17 protein-coding genes are annotated in these 18,462 nt (G+C 68.9%); 13 read left to right on the forward strand and 4 right to left on the reverse strand.

All coding sequences use genetic code 11. The features are described from left to right. Nucleotides 1-287 precede the first annotated feature (287 nt). Nucleotides 288-3,605 (forward strand): BTAD domain-containing putative transcriptional regulator, encoded by a 3,318-nt coding sequence (locus Q5425_RS35835; RefSeq protein WP_308676812.1) that lies wholly within the window; start codon nt 288-290, stop codon nt 3,603-3,605. On the opposite strand, the gene Q5425_RS35840 is transcribed toward Q5425_RS35835, so the two are convergent. The 4 genes from Q5425_RS35840 to lxmK all read right to left on the reverse strand — a co-directional run bounded on the left by Q5425_RS35840 (nt 3,579) and on the right by lxmK (nt 7,034). Beyond that, entirely contained in the window at nt 3,579-4,802 is a 1,224-nt protein-coding gene (locus Q5425_RS35840) for an MFS transporter (RefSeq protein WP_308676813.1), read from the reverse strand. The genes Q5425_RS35835 and Q5425_RS35840 overlap by 27 nt on opposite strands. 18 nt (nt 4,803-4,820) lie before the next feature. After that, a complete protein-coding gene (locus Q5425_RS35845) occupies nt 4,821-4,976 on the reverse strand; it encodes a hypothetical protein (protein ID WP_308676814.1) in 156 nt (51 codons plus the stop codon). A gap of 97 nt (nt 4,977-5,073) precedes the next feature. Then, on the reverse strand, nt 5,074-5,898 hold the full coding sequence (locus tag Q5425_RS35850) for a T3SS effector HopA1 family protein (RefSeq protein WP_308676815.1): 825 nt from the start codon (nt 5,896-5,898) through the stop codon (nt 5,074-5,076). A gap of 89 nt (nt 5,899-5,987) precedes the next feature. Next, nucleotides 5,988-7,034: a class V lanthionine synthetase subunit LxmK gene (lxmK, locus tag Q5425_RS35855; RefSeq protein WP_308676817.1), complete on the reverse strand. Its 1,047-nt coding sequence runs from the start codon at nt 7,032-7,034 to the stop codon at nt 5,988-5,990. 48 nt (nt 7,035-7,082) lie between these two features. On the opposite strand from lxmK, the gene Q5425_RS35860 reads away from it, so the two are divergent. From Q5425_RS35860 to Q5425_RS35915, 12 genes are all read left to right on the forward strand, one after another. Then, a complete protein-coding gene (locus Q5425_RS35860; protein ID WP_308676818.1) occupies nt 7,083-7,820 on the forward strand; it encodes a GNAT family N-acetyltransferase in 738 nt (245 codons plus the stop codon). A gap of 173 nt (nt 7,821-7,993) precedes the next feature. Next, nucleotides 7,994-8,938, forward strand: a complete 945-nt coding sequence (locus Q5425_RS35865) for a ParB/RepB/Spo0J family partition protein (protein ID WP_308676819.1) — start codon at nt 7,994-7,996, stop codon at nt 8,936-8,938. Between the two features lie 15 nt (nt 8,939-8,953). Next, entirely contained in the window at nt 8,954-9,379 is a 426-nt protein-coding gene (locus tag Q5425_RS35870) for an Os1348 family NHLP clan protein (RefSeq protein WP_308676820.1), read from the forward strand. Nucleotides 9,380-9,607: 228 nt separating this feature from the next. After that, nucleotides 9,608-10,297: an aspartyl/asparaginyl beta-hydroxylase domain-containing protein gene (locus Q5425_RS35875; RefSeq protein ID WP_308676821.1), complete on the forward strand. Its 690-nt coding sequence runs from the start codon at nt 9,608-9,610 to the stop codon at nt 10,295-10,297. A gap of 13 nt (nt 10,298-10,310) precedes the next feature. Further along, nucleotides 10,311-11,705 (forward strand): B12-binding domain-containing radical SAM protein, encoded by a 1,395-nt coding sequence (locus tag Q5425_RS35880; protein ID WP_308676822.1) that lies wholly within the window; start codon nt 10,311-10,313, stop codon nt 11,703-11,705. A gap of 37 nt (nt 11,706-11,742) precedes the next feature. Then, entirely contained in the window at nt 11,743-12,513 is a 771-nt protein-coding gene (locus Q5425_RS35885) for a hypothetical protein (RefSeq protein ID WP_308676823.1), read from the forward strand. Between the two features lie 50 nt (nt 12,514-12,563). Further along, complete coding sequence (locus tag Q5425_RS35890; protein WP_308676824.1) at nt 12,564-13,841, forward strand: hypothetical protein; 1,278 nt, start codon at nt 12,564-12,566, stop codon at nt 13,839-13,841. After that, nucleotides 13,750-14,751, forward strand: coding sequence for a radical SAM protein (locus tag Q5425_RS35895; RefSeq protein WP_308676825.1), 1,002 nt, complete (start codon nt 13,750-13,752; stop codon nt 14,749-14,751). The genes Q5425_RS35890 and Q5425_RS35895 overlap by 92 nt, the downstream gene beginning before the upstream one ends. Next, nucleotides 14,748-16,058 (forward strand): class I adenylate-forming enzyme family protein, encoded by a 1,311-nt coding sequence (locus tag Q5425_RS35900; RefSeq protein ID WP_308676826.1) that lies wholly within the window; start codon nt 14,748-14,750, stop codon nt 16,056-16,058. Before Q5425_RS35895 ends, Q5425_RS35900 begins: the two co-directional genes overlap by 4 nt. After that, complete coding sequence (locus tag Q5425_RS35905) at nt 16,051-16,359, forward strand: phosphopantetheine-binding protein (protein ID WP_308676827.1); 309 nt, start codon at nt 16,051-16,053, stop codon at nt 16,357-16,359. Before Q5425_RS35900 ends, Q5425_RS35905 begins: the two co-directional genes overlap by 8 nt. Beyond that, complete coding sequence (locus tag Q5425_RS35910) at nt 16,356-17,072, forward strand: 2OG-Fe(II) oxygenase family protein (protein ID WP_308676828.1); 717 nt, start codon at nt 16,356-16,358, stop codon at nt 17,070-17,072. Before Q5425_RS35905 ends, Q5425_RS35910 begins: the two co-directional genes overlap by 4 nt. Further along, nucleotides 17,062-18,342, forward strand: coding sequence for an MFS transporter (locus Q5425_RS35915; protein ID WP_308676829.1), 1,281 nt, complete (start codon nt 17,062-17,064; stop codon nt 18,340-18,342). The genes Q5425_RS35910 and Q5425_RS35915 overlap by 11 nt, the downstream gene beginning before the upstream one ends. The last annotated feature ends 120 nt before the right edge of the window (nt 18,343-18,462 follow it).

Genomic DNA, 18,462 nt, shown 5'->3' on the forward strand with positions numbered 1-18,462 from the left:
CTGTGCCCCCGTGAAATCGGTGAGAGACTGGCCGGGTCTATCTCGGCCATCTGGTGCAGCCCGCAGACGACTCAGGCATGGATCCAGACGAGCAGGATCAGGTCGGGCGGTGGGTGTCCTCGGCTTGAGACTGCCCGTGGTGGTCTCCCGAGTTGTCTCCACCCCTCCGGGATCTGTTGCCGGTCGTCGTCACTCCCCGATCTGAGGTTACGGACCGGACGCAGCAGTTGGCACGATCGGACTGTTTCGCACGCCGACTCAGCCAGGTGCTGGGGTCACATCCCGGTATGATCATCGTTCGTGGCCGTTGGTGCCAGAAAGGGGGCGCGGTGCGAAAAAATCTTCGATTTCGAGTGCTGGGCCCGCTCGAAGTGGTCGTCGAAGACGACGTCGTTCCGGTCAATGCGACGAAGCAGCGCATCCTGCTGGCGATGTTGTTGTTGTCCGCCAACAGCATGGTCACCGCCGATGACTTGGTCGACCAGCTGTGGGACCAAGACCCGCCGCGAGGTGCCCGTGCGACACTGCAAACCTACGTGCAACGCCTGCGCCGGGTCATCGGCGATGCCGACCGCATCACCGCGATGACCGGCGGTTACCGGATCCGGGTTGAACCGGGAGAACTCGACCTGCATCGATTCCGGGAGTCCGTCGACCGCGCCCGGCGGGTCGCAGACCTGGCACAGCGCAGCGAAATCCTGCGTGAGGCTCTTGCCTGCTGGCGTGGCGGGGCGCTCGCCGATACGCCATCGGATCTCCTGCGCACGGTCCACGTGCCTCGGCTCGAGCGCGAAAGGATTGCCGCTCAAGAGGCGTTGTTCGCTGCCGAATTGCAGCTCGGACGTCACCGGGAACTGGTCGGTGAACTCCAAGCGGCTGCGGATGCCGCACCGCTGCGAGAGAAACTGCACGGTCAGCTCATGCTGGCGTTGTACCGCTCCGGTCAGCAGGCCGAAGCGTTCTCGGTGTACAACCGGATCAAGGCCGCCCTCGCCACGGAGCTCGGTGTCGATCCCGAGGTCGAGCTGCAAGAGGTCTACGAACAGATTCTGGCGCGAGACCCGATTTCAGCGCCGCCTCCCGCGAGCCATGGCGCGGGGGAGGCGATGTCCGACGACCTGGTGCCGCACGAGCTGCCGGCGGACGTGCCGGACTTCGTCGGCCGGGACGAGCTGGTGGGCAGGATCGAGCGAGCTCTGTCGTCGTCAACGGGTGTTCCGGTCGTCGTGGTGACGGGTCTGCCTGGCGCCGGGAAGACGGCGTTAGCGGTGAAAGTGGCTCATGGGCTGCACGGCCGGTTCCCGGACGGCCGGTTGTACGTCGATCTGCGCGGTCACGCCGCTACGCCGGCGTTGACACCGACCGAGGTGCTGGCTCGCTTCGTCATCGCGCTGGGCGCGACGACCACCCGCCTGCCTTCCGGTCAAGAGGAACTCGTCGCGCTTTACCGCACCCTGCTCCGCAACCGGAAGATCCTATTCGTGCTCGACAACGCGGTCAGCCCGAGTCAGGTGCGACCGCTGCTGCCAAGCGCACCGGGTTGTGGCGTGGTGATCACCAGCCGGAACGACTTGCGTGGGCTGGTCGCGCTCCAGGGGGCCGCACTGTTCCACGTCGACGTGCTGTCCGAGGAACACGCGCAGGCATTGCTGACAACCATGATCGGTGCCGAACGGGTCGCGGTGGATCCGGACGCAGCGCGTGAACTGGCGAGCTTGTGCGGGTTCTTGCCCCTCGCGCTGCGGATCGCCGCTGCGAACCTGGTCAGCAGGCCGGATTGTTCTCTGGTCGAGTACGTCGCCGAGCTGCGCCGTGGCAACCGGTTGACGGCACTGGAAATCGAAGGGGACGAGGAAGCCACGGTCCGCACGGCGTTCCGGTCGTCCTACGTGAGGTTGGACCCGGTCACCGCGCGGGTGTTCCGGCTGCTCGGGCTCATCGCCGGGCCGGATTTCTCGGCCGCGGCCGTCGCTGCGTTGACTGGTTTGCCCGACGGCGCGGTCCGGGCGCGACTCGATCGGCTGACGGTGGCGAACCTGATCGTGCGGAAGTATGGGGCGAGGCACCAGTTGCACGATCTGTTGCGCGTCTTCGCCGCCGAGCGGTGCCTCGAGGACGACCGCGAGCAGGCGTTGAACTCGGCACTGGCCGGACTCCTCGAGTTCTACCTGCGGCACACGGAATCGGCGGGAAGTCTGTTGTACCCCACGTATGTCCGGCTTCCCTGGCCGGACGGGCTCACGCCGCCGGAACCGGCGGCATTCGCCCACCCCGGCGAGGCGATAGCGTGGATGAACACCGAATGCCTCAACGTACTGGCGGCCGTGGTCCGGGCCTCCGAGGGGCCGCAAGAACAGTTGGCCTGGCTTCTGGTCGAAGCTGTACGACCGTACCTGGTGACGAGCGGTCGCTATCGCGAAGAAGGGATGGGTGCCTTCACCGCCGCTCTGCACGCGGCGATGGCACGCGGCAAACTTCCCGCGATTGCCTCGGTCCATTCGTGCTTGGGCTCCCTCAGCTTCCGTCATGGTGACAACCGGGCCGCCGCACACCACTATGCGGAAGAGTTCGTGGCCTACCGAAAGGCAGGGCACCACGAGGGGCAAGCTCGGGCACTCATTGCTTTGGGCAGCGTGGACAGAGACGTCGGGCGAGTCGACGACGGTGCGGCGCAGATCCGTCAGGGTCTCGCCCTGGCCTCGAAAACGAAAAACCGGCCACTGCAACGTTTCGGCTGGCTCGCGCTCAGCTACGCCGAACTGCTGCGCGGGGAACTCGACGAAGCCGAAGGCGCCGCACGCCACGTGCTCCGCCTGTGTGACGTCTCAGGCGAGCGTGCCACAGAAGGCAACGTCCGGGGGATCCTCGGCGAAATCCTGTTGCTGCGCGGCCGTTGCCACGACGCCATCGAGCAGTTCACCCGGTCGCTGGACCTGCTGCGACGCGGCTCGGTCAGCCACTTCGAGGCCGATGTGCTCGGCCACCTCTCCCGAGCTTATCTCGAGGTCGGCGATCCGACAGCCGCCGGTCGGAACGCCCGGCTGGCACTAAGGATCGCTCGGGGCAGTGCCGCCAGGGAAGACGAGGCGGAGGCGCTGACCGCGCTCGCTGGGGCGCACGAGTTCAGCGGTGAGCTGGATGAGGCCCGTCGGCTCTACCGTTCGGCACTTGGCGTGTGCCAGGAGATCGGGTACCGCCGCGGGAAGGTATCCGCTCTCACCGGGTATGCCGAGTTCAGCCGGCTGACCGGGAATGTCCGGATGGCCGTTTCGCGTGCTCGGAGGGCCGTGACACTGTGCGAGGACGCCGGACTGCGCATCCTGGGTATGCGGGCAAAAGTCGTCCTGGCGCAGGCGGAACTCGACAGCGGCGACGTCGACACCGCGACCGCGCTCGCCGAATCGGCCTATGCCGAAGCTCAGCGCTTCGGGGCTCAGCTCGAACAGGCCCGGGCTTTGCGGGTCCTGGCGCTGGCGCGGCGGGCCGCAGGGGATCTGGCTGTCGCGGACAAGTACTGCCGGCTCGCCGTCGAGCGTCTCCGCGGTACCGGGCTGCCGGGTACGGCCGAGCTGCGGCGGTCATCGGCCGAGGCTTGCGGCAGGTGATCGCTCCGCGCTGCCGACGCGCTGCCAGGCGCGTCCGATCACCCCGGAGACGACCACGCCGAGCAGGCCGGCCGCTGCGATGACCGCTGAAGGCGGGAAGATTTCGGCGAGTAGCCCGTAACCCAGGATCGCGGTTCCTTGGACGAGCCTCAACAGTGCGAACACCAGGCCGCTCATCTGGCCGCGCATGGCATCCGGGGTGGACTGCACCACACCGGTGGTGACGGGGACCCAGAAGCACGTCGCGGCGCCGTTCACGAACCAGATCACCGCGTCGGCGACGAAGCCCGGGTGCCACGCGCATGCCACGAACGGTGCCGCCGATGCCGCCGCCAGCACGCTGAGCAGCCGCATCCGGGTCTCGGGACGGAGCCACCTGGCTACCGCCCACACGCCGACGACCATGCCCACCGAGCCGATGCCCATCAGCGCTCCGGCGGCAGCCTCACCGTTGCCCGACTCCACCGCGTAGGGTGCCGCCAGCGCGGTCGCCACCATGCAGATGCCAGGGATGACGGCGAACGATATCAGCGTGCGCAGCCGCCGGTCGGTGCGGACCAGCCGCGTGCTGGCCGAAAGAGAGCCCCACCAGCGAGCCGCCGGCGAGGTGCCCGGTCCCGCCATCGGACGGGACCGGACACCTGCCCAGATCAACAGCGCGGAACCCGCGAACGTGCCCGCGTTGATGTAGAGCGCCGTGCTCATGCCGACTTGCTGGGCGACGGCTCCCGCTCCAGCGAACCCCACGCCCACCGCCATATTGGCCAACATGGTGTTGGCCGATGTGCCGACCACGTAACGGTCGCCGGTGAGCACCAACGACAGTGTTGCCGTTTGCGCACTGCGGAACGGCGAATCGAGCAGGCGCACCGCGAGCAGCAGCAGCCACACCGCCGCGAGCGGCAGCCCGGAAGTCGCCATCACGGCGACCAAGCCGGCCCGCAGAAGGTCGGCCGTGATCATCACGGTCTTGCGGCTGAACCGGTCCGCGAGGCCGGACAGCAGCGCACCGCCGAGGAGATCGGGGAGGAAAGTCAGCGCGTAGGTGACCGCAGCGAGCATGGGCGACTGGCTCGATGCGTACACACCGATGGTCACCGCGCCCCTGGCCAGGAAGTCGCCGGCCGTCGACAGGCCGAACCCGCAGAAGATGGCCCTGAATTCGGAATCGGCGAAGACTTCCCGGAACGTGGTCACCTCTCCTCCCGTCCCGGACTACTCGCTCACCTGCTCCGGACGGGGCTCGGAATACGAGAGGAAGGCCGGAGTCGTGGTGTTGCGCGAGACGGCGTGGGCGTCTGCCCACGGCGCGGCGAGATCGGCCGGTGTGGTGAATTCGGCGTACGCCGCGAACAGTTCTTCGGAGTGCATTGGAGGTACCTTTCGAAGAAGATCGGTTCCCGGTTGAAGACCTTCACCCTGCATGCGGTCACACGCGGAGACAAGCGGGCAACGGGTGTGGCGTACTTCACAAATCGGGCGACGTGGTGTTCCGGAAGACCTTCGTCGCATCGACGTTCCCCGCCGCGAGCGATCGCGCCAGTTCCTCTTCTCGCGCTCCCGGGACAAGCAACGCGTCGGCGATCACCCGTGAGCGGTGCTCCCCGAAGCTGAGTCCGCGGTGCCCCGGCCGGGAATCAGCGGGGTCCCAGGCCGCCGCCACGCCGTCCGCGATGCGATGCGCGTAGGCCGACACCGTCGCACCCAGTCCCTGAAGCCCCGACAGTTCTTCCGCGATCTCCGGTGCGGCGTGCCACGCGTGGCGTCCCAGGTAGAGGACCAGCGCGTCCCGGCGGGGCAGGTGGAGGCTGACCTTGGCCCGATAGGGAACACCGAGCTCCTCCAGGAAGACGAGGACCGCGTGCCACGCGGCAGTCGCAGAACGCGGTTCGGCGAGGTGGAGATAGAGCCGAAGGGTGTGGTCACCGGACGCCAGCCCGTGTCCGGATGATCCGTCGACCAGGAAGAAGCCCGGAGCGAGATTCGGGCGGCGGCAATCGATTTTGATGGTGGTGACGGCGCCGACCGGCGGAGCGCCGGCCGCCGAAGCCGGCACGCGGACCCGCAGGCCGTCGATCTCGATGACGGCGTTGGCCGGGGCCGCGGACGACCGCACGCGGCCGTGAACGCGAGTGAGCTGGTGCGGTACGGCCGCGGCGAGCCGGTCGCGGAAACCGGCGAGTTCCGCTCCACTCCGGCTCTCCCCGGCGTGGAAGTGGTCGTACAGTGCCGTCGCCAGCTGCGTGCGCAGTGCGACCGGATCGGCCGCATGCAGAACCTGGCCGGCGACCACCGCGCGGTTTTTCCGGTGGTCGACTTCGACGGCGCGCAGGGTGTGGAGCAGGTTCCTGATCGATCCGCTCTCGGCGGGGAAGAGCGGGGTCACGCCACCAGCCCCAAGGTGGTGGCGAACCGGCGGGGGGCCAGCAGTACAGTGCGGCCGATTCCGGCGGCCGCACGTTCAACCGGGAGCAGCCTGGACTGCTCCTCGGCTCCGGCGAGGAGGCGGTCGAACTGGTGCCAGCCGGCGAAAGCCGCTGAACGTCGGACTAGATCGGCGTCCGGCTCGCGGCGGTCTTCCAGGTAGGCGAGCCAGAACGCGGTGACCAGCGGGCGCACCTCCTCGAACCGGGTGGCGCCGCGGGCGACGATCTCCTCGTGGCCGGCCGTTCCTCCGGCGTCCGCGATGCCCAGCGTGCTGCGGAACAACCATTCGCCGACGAAGGCACCGATGTCTCGTGCTGGGTCACCGCGTCTGAGCTCGTCCCAGTCGGTCAGCCGGACATCGCTGCCGCTGATCACAAACTGGTCGAGCCGGAGGTCGCCGTGCACCGGGGTGAGGGCCGCCCCCGGCGGGCTGCACAACGACCGGATCGCCGCGGTCAACGCCTCATCCCGTTGCAGCAGCCGCCACAGCTCGAGTTCGGCGGCGCACGCGTTGCGGTAGACCTCCAGCGGCAGCGCGTCGAGCTCGTCCAGTGGGGGGAGCCGGGGAATCGACGAGTCGAGCCACGGCGGGCAGGTCGCGTTGTGCAGCCTCGCCACGAGCCGCCCCAGCCGGCCGGCCGTCGCCTCGTCGAAATCGCCGTCGTCGGCCAGTCGTCGCCCGTCGCGTGCGGGAGCGACCAGTTCGTAGGCCAGCACCCCGGTTTCTGCGTTCCAGCCGAGGCACCGCGGCCTCGGCACGGGCGCCCAGTCCGACGACTCCAGTGCGATCAGCCTGCCGATCGTGCGGGCGCCACTCGGGGTGCCGGGTGCGATTCGCTTTACGAATACCTCGGTTCCGGAAACGGTTGCGCCCGCCCAATTCCGGTGCCTGCCGCCATATGCCCGCACCGAGCCGAGTGCGCCGAGGCCGAGCGTCACCAGCAGCGAATCGACAAGCTGCTGTTCCGCGATGTTCGTGTCGCCGGAGCCGGTTTCTGCCATCGGTCCCATGTTAACCTCCGGATCGGTGGCTGAGACAGGGGAGCAAGGGTGCGGGAGATTCGCGTCGACGCCGATGGTGTTCCGGTGCTTTCCTATCTCCGGCGTGAGAGCGCCGGGCGGCCGTGGGCCGATCGGGTCGAAGTGCTCGGCGCCGGCGCCGCGGAAGTCGCCATTCGGGAAATGTCCGGATGGGCGGCAACAGCTCCGCGGTCACTCGCCGAAGAACTGCTGTCCCGCGGTGCGCGGCTGGTCCGGGCGACCCATCGCATGACCTGTGACCTGTCCGCGCGACGCCCACCGGGTGACTGGGAGCGTGCGATGCCGGGATCGTCGCTGCGGTGCGAACCGTTCGACCGGCCGGTCGACGACCTGATCCCGGCGTGGCGGGCCGCGTACGCGCCCGATCATCCGGATTACCGGTACGAGTACGAGAACGTCGTCGCGGTGCGGGACCGGTTCGAGGCGCTGGTGGCGGGGACGTCGTACGGTCCGCTGTCGCCCCTCAGCGGTGTCGTCAGCCACGACGGCGTGGTGGTGGCCGGACTGCTGCTCAACAAGTTCCCGGGTGAGGTGCCCTGGGGCGGGTTCCTGATCACGGACCTGTTCCGGCACCCGGCGTACCCGCGGGCGGGGACGCTGCTGCTCCGCTGGACGCTGGCCCGCGCGGCCGCGGCGGGGCTCGGCGTGGTCGGCCTGGTCGTTACGGACGGCAACCCGGCGCGTCGCCTCTACGAGCGGCACGGTTTCGAGGTCTTCGAGAGCCCGGTAACCATCGCCATCCCCTGAGAACCAGCTCTGACCTGCATGGACGTCGGGCGTCTGCGAAACGTCTGCGGCGTCGGCGAGGCTCGCGGTGTCCGAAGGGGGAGTGGGACGGCCGCCGCGCGGTCGTCCCGGCTGCGGCCGGGGTCGGCGGTTGTCCTGCCCGGCCCTGACCAGGGGCAAAGGAGGGACGCAGGGTGAAGGGCCAGGTCGCCGGACGAACCGAACTGTCGGCGGTGCCGGAGAAGGTCCCGATCGTCCGGCTGGTGGCCGCGGATTCCCCGCGCGTCCACGGCGAGCACGCCGAGCACGTCAAGGCGCTCGCCGCGATGGACACGCCACTGCCGCCGATCGTCGTGCACCGGCCGACGATGAAGGTCATCGACGGGATACACCGCCTCCGGGCGGCTGTACTGCGCGGTGAAGAAGTCCTCGACGTGCTGTTCTTCACCGGCACGGACGCGGACGCTTTTGTGCTCGCCGTCGAGCTCAACCACGCGCACGGTCTGCCGCTGTCGACCGCCGACCGCAAGGTCGCGGCCGCTCGCATCGTCGACTCGCACCCGACGTGGTCCGACCGTCGGATTTCGGCGGTCACCGGCCTGGCGGCCAGCACCGTCGCGACGGTCCGGAAGTGTTCGAGCGAACGGATCAGGCAGTCGAACACCCGGATCGGCAAGGACGGCCGGGTGCGCCCGGTCGACGGCACCGAGGCACGCATGCGCGCCGCCGAACTGATGACGGCCAACCCGTCCGCTTCGCTGCGCGAGGTCGCGAAAGCGGTGCGGATCTCGCCGTCGACCGCGAAGGACGTGCGCGCCCGGCTCTCGCGGGGCGAATCGCCGGCGACGCCTCGGCAGCGAAAACGGGACGATCCGCGGCCGCCGGCCCGAGACACGGCCGCCGAACTCGTCGCGTCCCTCGCCCGGGATCCGTCCTTGCGGTTCAGTGAATCCAGCCGCGTCCTGCTGCGGTTCATCGGCTGCGCCGCGGTCGGTGACGAGCAATGGGAGGAAATGCTGTACGCGGTGCCCGTGCACCAACGGAAGACGGTGGCCCAGCTGGCTCGGGAATGCGCCTCGGCGTGGCGCGGGTTTGCAGAGCGTCTCGAATGCCGGCCCGATCGTGGTGCCGGGTCATGAGGAATGTGAAATCGGGTGACCGTCGAATGGTTGACGGAGATGATCGCTTCTGGCAATGTCGAAGTCCTGGGCGGGCTTGTCCAGGAAATCATTCGACATGGAACGGGAGAAATCATGTCCAATGTCACTCATGAATACACCGCGGAGCAGATCGCGGAGGCCGCCAAGGTCGCCCAGGTCATGGACGCGGTCGTCGGGCGCCTGACGTACGACAAGGACTTCGCGGCGGCACTGGCGAACAACCCGGTCGAAGCTCTCACGAGCGCGGGTTTGCGCATGGAGAAGGAAGCCGTCGAGGTCCTCATGGCGACCGATCCCGACCGCTTCGACCGGTCCTGCGAGGCGCTGTTCGACCTCGTCGACTCGGACTTCCTGCACAAGCTCGTGATGCCTTCGTGCGGCCCGCGCCTGGCGCCCGAGGAGCAGTACGACGTGGCCTGACGAGCGGGTGCACCCACCGCGGTGGCGGGTGAACCAAACCGATGGAAATGACGAGGCGGGCTCCTCAGCTTCCCCGACGGGGAGCCCGCCCGTCACCGGCGTTCGAACCGCATACTTTGGGAGTGGTGCGTGATGCAGCCGTTGGTCGAGAAGAGTTCGGAATACCTCCGGCAGTGGATCGATCGGAACGGAGTCGATCGGCGCGAGGTGGCTCGCATTGTCGAAGGGGTGAACCTCAGTTCGCGGCGCGAGGTGCCGGAACTGCCGGACGGACAGCAGCCCGAGATATTCATCCCAGGGCTGACGGCGTCGGCGTGGTGGGACAGCGGGGAATTTTCGTGGCTCGGGGCGTTGGAAGCCTCGACCGCCGACATCACCAGCGAGTTCCTCGCCGCGGGCGGTTTCGGCGGTGGTGGCGTGGTTTCGCAGCCGAGTGAGCTCACCGACCAGGGTCGGTGGACGGCGCTGTACCTGTACTGCATTGGGAAGGCCTACTCCCGGAACGTCGAGCTGTGCCCGGTGACGATGCGGGCGCTCGCCGCCGTTCCCGGCGCCACGGCGGCCGGCGGCGGAATGTGCTACTTCTCGATCATGGAGCCCCGGACGCACGTTTCGGCGCATACGGGCTACACCAACGCGCACCTGCGGTGCCACCTGGGGCTCGTGGTCCCCGGCGGGAGCCGGCTCCGGGTCGGTGGCGAAATTCGGGAATGGGAGCAGGGCAAGGCGTTCGTCTTCGACGATTCGTTCGAGCACGAGGCGTGGAACGACGCCGAGTCAGGGCGTGCCGTCCTGCTGTTCGACCTGTGGCACCCCGATCTGACCGACCTGGAGGTGCGGGCGCTCGCTCACATGACGGGCGTATGGCGGAGACTGACCGCACGCAGTTTCTGGTCCGCCGAGCTGGCCCGGTCGTAGGCGGGGGACGCAGATGGCTCGCGTCGCGCTGGTCAACCTGGCCAGCCTCCCCATGCCCGGCAACGACCCGATCTTCCCCATCGGCCTGCGCTGCGTCCAGGACGCCCTCGACCGGGCCGGGCACCAGACCCGTCTCGTCGATTTCGTGGAGAGTCCTGCGGCACTCGACGACCTTTCCTGGGCGGCCGAGGAGTGGGATGTCATCGGCTTCACGATCCGCAACATCGACCCGATCGACCTCACCTGCGACGGCCACGTCGATCACTACCAGGCGTTCCTTGAGCGGGTCAGGGAGGCCGTCGGCGCGGCCACACCGCTCCTGGTGGGCGGCGGACCGGGCTACAGCCTCTTCGCGGACGCGTTGCTGCGCCGGCTCGGGTTCGACGTCGGCGTCGTCGGCCCCGGCGAGCAATCGATCCTCGAAATCGTCGCGGATCCGGACGCGCACCGCGGATCCGCCCGGAACCTCGACGGTAAGCGCAACCCAGAGTTCCTCGAGAACGTCCTGGCGCACCCGCACTCGCTGATGTCGGCCTACGTCGACCGCCAAGGGCAGGTCGAAGGAACCATGATCGGTGTCGAAACGCGCCGCAAGACCTGTTACCAGGGGTGCGTCTACTGCCCGTACGCCTACATCAGCGGCCAGAACGAGGGGGACCTCAAGCCGGTCGACCTCATCGCCGCCGAGCTGCGTTCCATCCACCGGTCGGGCATCCGCCGGGTCTTCTTCACCGACGGCATCTTCAACAGCGAACTCAAGTACGCCAAGGAGGTCGTCCGGACGATCATCGAGCAGGACCTCCCCGGGCTCACCTGGTCCGCCTACTTCACGCCGAAGCCGTTCGACGACGAGTTCGCCGCGCTGCTCGGCCGGAGCGACGTCGAATTCGTGGTGGTCTCGCCGGACAGCCTCGACGACCGGATGATGAAGGTCCTCGGCAAGAGCTTCGACACCCGGCACGTGACCCGGTTCATCGACCGATGCCGGCGGTACGACCTCGGCATCCGGATGAACATCGTGTTCGGCGGACCGGGGGAGAGCCGGGAGAGTGTGCGCGCCACGGCTCGGTACGTCAACGCGAACCTGGCCACGGAAGAGCTGGTGATGAACCTGGGTTACCGGGTGCTGCCCGAGACCGCGCTCGCCCGGCGACTCTCGATGGCAGGAGACGACCTCCTCGACCCGACGTTCTACCCGTTCGACCCGGATTTGTTCTCCTGGGTCATCCAGGAACTCGGCAGTCGCTTCATGAACACCCGCGTGCTGCTGAACCTCATGGCCGCGCAGAGCTCGAGCCGCCGGATGACGAAGGTTCCGCTGCCTCCACAGGCGCCGGACGCCGTCGCCGCGAACTTCCCGTACCTCGCGTTGAGCCGGTCGCGGCCCGGCACCGAACAGATCGGGTAGGTCGCGAGTGAAAGCGGAGGACTGCACTGTGCGCCGGTTGACCACAGACGACACCGAAGAGATCCACGAGCTGATCACGTTCGACGGCTTGAGCGCGGCGCGGCTGGCGGTGGAGCTCTCAGCGGGCGACGACTACCACTGGGTGGGCCTTGCCGACCCGGCCGGCCGGCTGCGCGGCGTCCACCGAAGCATGCGGTGGGGCAGCCACCTCCTGCTGAAGGGCGTGTTCGTCGAGAAGTCCGCCCGCAGCTCCGGTGCGGTGCTGCGGCTGGCCTTCGCCCTGCGCGAGCTGGCTCGTGACGCGGGTTGCGTCGGGATCGCCGCGTGGGTGGAACCGTCCAAACCCGAGACCGCGTTGGCGCGCGTGCTGCGGCTGCGCACGGACGGCTCGCTGCTGCACCGCTTCGAGGTCCGGCTCGCCGATGGCGGCGAAGCCGGTCCAGGGGCCGGCCGCCCGCCGAACTCGGGCGTGCTCACCCGGCGGGCCGTGGGTGCCGCTCCGGGTGCGCCCCTGGTGGCCGATCTGCTTCGAGCCGACGAGACGGGCGAAAAAGTGGCCCACTGGGTGATCGACGGACGACGTGCCGTGTTGAGCGCCTGTCCCGTGTGGACGGTCGGCCAGCTCGATCGGGTGGTTTCGGCCGTGCGGGACCTGGCCGCGGATGTCGACGCCGTGGAATTTCCGTTGCCCGCCGGTGACCTGGCGGCCGCGCTGGTGCTGGCAGGGGCCGGGGCGCGGCGGCTGAGCCGGACGCCGATCCGGCTCGGCCGGTACGACTTCGCCGTTAGGAGGCCAGTCCCGTGTTGAGTCCTCGCGAAGCACGTGCCCTTTGCGCTGGTTCCGATATCGAGCCGGCCTTGCGGGTCCTCCGCCGCGAGCGCATCGGCGCCGTAGCGCTGAGAAAACTCCTGGCACAGCGTGAAGACGACGGCGAAGTGCCGCGGCGAGCCGCGGCCGAGCTGGTCGACCAGCACGGCGGGATCAGCGAAGCGGCGGTCCACGTTCCGGCCGGGATCCCCCGCGGCCGGCTCGGCGCCCTGATCGTCTTGCACGGCGCCGGTGGCTCCGGTCCCCAGGTGCTGCCGTACTTCAGAGCGCTCGGGGACCACGTCGGAGCCGCCGTGATCTGTCCGACGGCCCAGGTGCCGCCGCACTCGGCGGACGGCCTGGACCTGTCCGGGATCTTCGGCAAGCGGTTCGCCCGGCCGAGCTGGGACCTGCGTGGCGGAGACTTGGCGCTGGCCGCGTTGCGCTGGGCCCGGTCCGTGCTCGACGTCGATCCCGATCGCTGCTTCGTCGCCGGGGTGTCGATGGGCGGCCTGGCGACGTGGAACCTCGGCATGCGGTTCTGGCCGCGGTTCGCCGGAGCCGTTCCGCTCAACGGTGCCCTTTCGATGTGGGAAATGTTCGGCACGGACCGGCGGAGCCGCGCGCTGCTGCCCAACCTCCGCGCGCTGCCCTTGTTCGTCGTTCACGGGAGCGAGGACGAGCAGATCCCGCCGCGGTTCGACCGCCGGTCCGTGGCCACGCTCCGCGAACTGGGCCACCGCGACGTCGAATACGTCGAGGTCGCGGACGGCCAGCACGGCTTGGAGACGTTGGGGATGGGCCCCGGCACACCGCTCCACCGGAGGCTGGAGCACTGGCTGGCGACGCGGCGGCGCGCCACCTGCCCGGTCGCGATCCGACACCGGGCGGACGAGGACCGCCACGGGCGGGCGCACTGGGTCCAGGTTGCCGGGATCGGCAGGCAGGCGTCCGCGCGGGTGCAGGCTCACCGGAAGGCCCGCGGCCAGGTTGTCGTCGACGTCGAACACGCCACAAGCGTGACGCTCCACCTGAGCAGCGCGTGGGTTTCCCCGGGCGAAACCCTGCTGGTTTCCGTCAACGGCGAGACGTCGGCGGTCCGGTTCGAGCCGGACCTCGCGACCGTCGTCGTCTCATTCCGCGAGACGGCGGACCCGGAGTCGACGGCCGAGCAGGTGGTCTCCTTCGAGGTTCCGCCCGCCGCCGTCAGCGTATCCGACACAGAAGCGAGGGACGATGCCGCTCACCCGATCCGAGATCCGCGAGATGCTGCTCGCCAGGGGCACCGAACAGGAGGAGATCTTCGCGCGGGCACGGCAGGCCCGTGAGGAGTGCTTCGGATCCACGGTCGTGCTCCGCGGTGTCGTCGAGGTCACGAACGTTTGCCGCGTGAACTGCGACTACTGCCCGATGCGCCGGGACAACACGAGCGGCAACGACCGGTACTTCATGAGCGTCGAGGACATCCTCGGCCGGGCCGAGCTGATCAAGGACGCGGGCATCGACGTCATCCTCCTGCAAGGCGGGGAGACGCCACGGGAGCTGTCGGCGGTCGAAGAGGCCATCCCGCGGATCAGGGCGCTCTTCGACGACCGCGTCGAGATCCTGCTGAACCTGGGCAACATGCGGAAAGCGCAGTACGCGCGGCTGCGCGAGGCCGGGGCGACCAGTTACATCCTCAAGCACGAGACCAGCGATCCAGCGTTGCACCGGAAGCTGCGGCACGAAAGCCTCGAAGAGGGGTTGCGGTGCATGCGGGACCTCCTCGACCTCGGCTACAAGGTGGGGACCGGGCTCATCTCCGACCTTCCGGGGCAGAGCCTCGACAGCGTGGTGGACGACATCGAGCTGGCGGGCGAGACCGGCGTCCACATGTGCAGCGTGAGCCCGTTCGTGCCGGCCCGGGACACCCCACTGCAACTCGGGGTGCCGGGCTCCGTAGACCTGGCGCTCAACGTGCTGGCCTGCCTGCGGATCAGCTACCCCGAACTGCTCATCCCGTCGGTGAGCGCCCTCGAGAAGACCAGCGCGGGAGGGCAGTCACGTGGGCTCGCGGCCGGTGCCAACGTCATGACGGTGAACTTCACCGGCGACTCCGACCGGCACCGCTACCTGATCTACGGCAAGGACCGGTTCGTGGTGAAGATGCAGCACGTTCGGGAGCTCCTCCGCGCGGCCGGCTTGCGAGTCCGCGGGTCGGTGTTCCTGGACGAAGGGGCACCGGTGGTGTCGCGATGACGGGTGAACGCCAGGAGCTCGCGGCGTTGCTCCTCGCACAGGGGACGAGGATCGACGGAGTGCCGCTGGAGGAGGGCGAATCCCGCCTCGAGGTGGTCGGCCGCGGGCTGGCCGGTGCGGGTGTCCGGCCCGGCGATCCGGTCGTGCTCGCGGACTTGCGGGGCCGGGACCTGCTGCTGGCGGCCGTCGCCGCGTGGCGGCTGGACGCGGTTCCGGCGCCGGTGCCGATGAGCTCGGGCGGAACCGCCGCGCTCGCTGGTGCATGCCGGGTGGGGACGGACCTGGCAGTCGCGCCGAAGGTGGCGGACGCGCCGGCCCTGGGCCTGGACGGCACGGCGGTGCTCCACCTCAGCTCGGGCAGCACCGGCCGGCCCAAGGTGGTCAAGCGGGGGGTGGGCAGCCTGGTCGTCGAGGCCGACGGGTACCGGGTCGGACTGGCGCTGGTGCCAGAGGACCGCGTGGCGGTCCCCATTCCCCTCGCGCACTCCTTGGGCTGGGGTGTCGCGGTCAGCGCGCTCGTCAACGGCAGCAGCATCGAAGTGACGCCGTTGGCGGGTGCCGGTTCCGTGGCGCGGCGGATCGACTCGGGCGCCGTCTCCGTGGTGGCGATGACCCCGCCCCTGGCGCGGGTTCTCGTTGCGACCCAGCGGCGGGGTGACGGCGGGCTGCGCACCGCGGTGGTCGGAGCGGGCCCGGTTTCCGGTGAACTCGCCGACGCATTCCGCACGCGGTTCGGTGTCTCCCCGCTGCGCGGGTACGGATCCTCCGAAACGGGTGGGACGTTCTGCGGGACGGAGGGGATCGGGCGGGCGTTGCCGGGGGTCGAAGTGGCCCGGCCCCAGCCGGGGGAGACCGGCGAGCTCGTGCTGCGGCTGGCGGCTCCGCTGCAGGGGTACCTCGACAGCGGCGAACCACCCTCGCACGAGTGGTGGACGGGTGACGTCGTCCGGCGCGAACCCGGCGGCACCGTGCGGTTCGTCGAACGGATCCGCGGTCCGCTCCGCCTCAACGGCCGGTTCGTCGACGTTTCGGCGATGGACGTGGACCTGCGCTCGCAGCCGGGTGTCGACGACGTCCACTTCCTCGTGGTACCCCGGCAATCGGCTCCGGAGATCGAGGACTTCTTCGTCGTGGTCGCGGGATCCGAGGTCGCCGAAGCGGCGCTGACGGACCGCGTGGAGCTCGTCGCGGCCGGATTGCCCGTCCCCCGGCTGGTCCGGTGCGATCGGCTGCCCTCGACCGCGATCGGCAAACCGGACCGGGACGCAATGATCGCGCTGGTGAGAAAGGACGACGCCGTTGCCTGACCATGAACTCCTCGTCGCGACCCAGCTTGCGGAGACCCTGGCCGAACGGGGAATCTCGGCCGGGACCGCGGAAGAGATCGTCCGGAATTACGAGTGGTGCCACCGGGACTTCGCGCTGCTCGGCCTGGGTTCCTTGGACTGGCTCGCCATCGCGGTCAAGGTCGAGGCTGCGGCCGGTGTGGAGCTACCGGAATACGCGTTGCTTGAACCGGAGCACCGGTGCGTGAGCGGGTGGGCCGCGGCCCTGACTCCGGCGGTCCCGACTGCGTTCGCGAACAGTGAAACCAGGAGGTCGGAATGAGAGTCTCCCAGCGTGGCAAGCGGTTCGTAGTCATCGACGACTTCCTCGACGATGCGAAGCTAGCGTCGGCGCGGGGCATACTCACCCGTCCCGGCTTCACCGAGGCGGAGAGCGTCATTTCGCCGGAGGAGGACGGCGTTGCCTTCCGGGCGAAAGGCATCCAGTACCGGGACGAGCTCAGTGCTGCCGGCGTGGGGGGACGGCCCGGTCACTACGAAGAGCTCGTGCGGATCGTGCACCGCGAGCGCGAGTTCTACGGTGAGTGGGGGACCGAGTGGAACCGGATCGCGTTCACCTTCTGGAAGTACCCGGCCGGCAGCAGGCTCGGCTGGCACAACGACGCCGGACTCGGCAGGCGAGGCGAGTTCATCCTGTTCCTCCACCAGACCTGGCGCCCGTCGTGGGGCGGCGAACTGTTGCTGCTCGACGTCGATCCCGAGGAACTGCGTGGGGTCGAGGCCGCGGGTGGTACGCCCGTGGCGCGGATGGAGGCGTTCCTCGACGCCTGCCCGATCAGCCCGGTGGCGATCGCGCCGAAACCGAACCGACTGGTCTTGGTGAAGGCCGAGACGGTCCACCAGATCCACCGCGTCGACGAGACGGCGGGTGAATCGTTGCGGTGCACGCTCACGGGCTTCGTTTCGCGGGACGTCCGTGATGAGAACGCGCCCAGCGCACGAGAAAGGCTGGCGGAAGCTCTTGATGTTCGCTGAACGGGGGATGAATCGGCTGCGCGTGTTGCATGTCGCCGGTGCGCTGCACGGACGCCCGGAGCGGTTCCTGGCGACGGCGATGGCAGTTCTGTACCTCGGAACCGGTCTTTCGTATTCGCTGCTCACCCTGTATTGCATCCGGCACCTCGACCTGAGTCCCGTGGCGTACGGCGCGGGGATGAGCGTAGCCGCGTTGCTCGGGATCGTTTCCGCGCCGGTGATGGGTTCGCTGGCCGACCGGTACGACGGGCACCGGCTGTACGCCCTCCTCGTGTGGATCATGTGTGTGGCCACCGCGGCGATCATCGTCGCGCCCGGCTGGCTGGCGCTGATCCTGTTGAGCGTGCTCACGATCTGCGGGCGTGGGAGTGCGGCCGTGATCGGGGCGTTGATCGGCCGCACGGTGGCCAAGGACCGGCGGATCCGCTATCGGGCTGTGGTCAAGACGTTGAGCAACTCGACGATGTTGATCGGCCTGGGGCTGGGGGCACTCGTGCTGGCCGAGGGTTCGAAAGGAGCGTTCCGGCTCGGGTTCGCCGCCGAGGCGCTGACCTTTGTCGTGGCGGGTGCGCTCGTCTGGTTGGTGACCCCCAGGGGAAACGCGAAAGCGACGGTTCCTGACGGGGAAGTGCGGGACCAGTCGGTCCGCCGATCCCGGTTCGAGGTGCTCAAGGACGGCAGTTTTGCGGCGCTGACCGTGCTGAACGGTGTCCTGACCTTGTCCGAGTCGATGCTCACTATCGCTTTGCCGTTGTGGGTTTCCGCGCGCATGCACGCTCCGCTCTGGCTCGTGTCGGTCGCGATGGTCGTGTACACGGTCGGAATCGTGATCCTGCAGATACCCGCCTCGCGCGGCGTGAAGGACGTGCGTACTTCGGTTCGCGCAAGCCGGCGTGGCGGCCTCCTGTTCGCCGCCGCCGCCCTGGTGTTCCCCCTGGCGGCGGTGCCTTCCGGGCTGTCGCTGGCGCTCGGCGTCGTCGTGCTCCTTGCGGTCACCGTGGTGGTGGGTGAGGTGTTCTACACGGCGGGTTCGTGGGGGCTCGTCTACGAACTCGCGCCGGAGGAGTCGCTGGGGCAGTACCAAGGGTTCTTCAACATCGGCTTCGACCTCAGCATGATGCTCGGGCCCGCCTTGTTCGCCTGGCTGGTCGCCGACCAGAGCATGGTCGGGTGGGGAGTGCTCGCGGCGGTATTCCTGGTCGCGGCGCTCGTGATCGCACCGCTCAGCACCCGCAGCCGGAAAAACAGGCCGGTGGAAGCGCCGAGCTGATTCGGTCCGAAAATCCGAATTGTCATAGCAGAGTTTCGTGCGGCCCTCCCTCGTTGGGGTGCTGCTTGGCGTGGCTCGGCCGGACAGCTCGTCGACCCGGACGTTCGCCCATCAGGCGGA

This window comes from Amycolatopsis sp. A133 (genome assembly GCF_031082405.1).
Taxonomy (GTDB): domain Bacteria; phylum Actinomycetota; class Actinomycetes; order Mycobacteriales; family Pseudonocardiaceae; genus Amycolatopsis.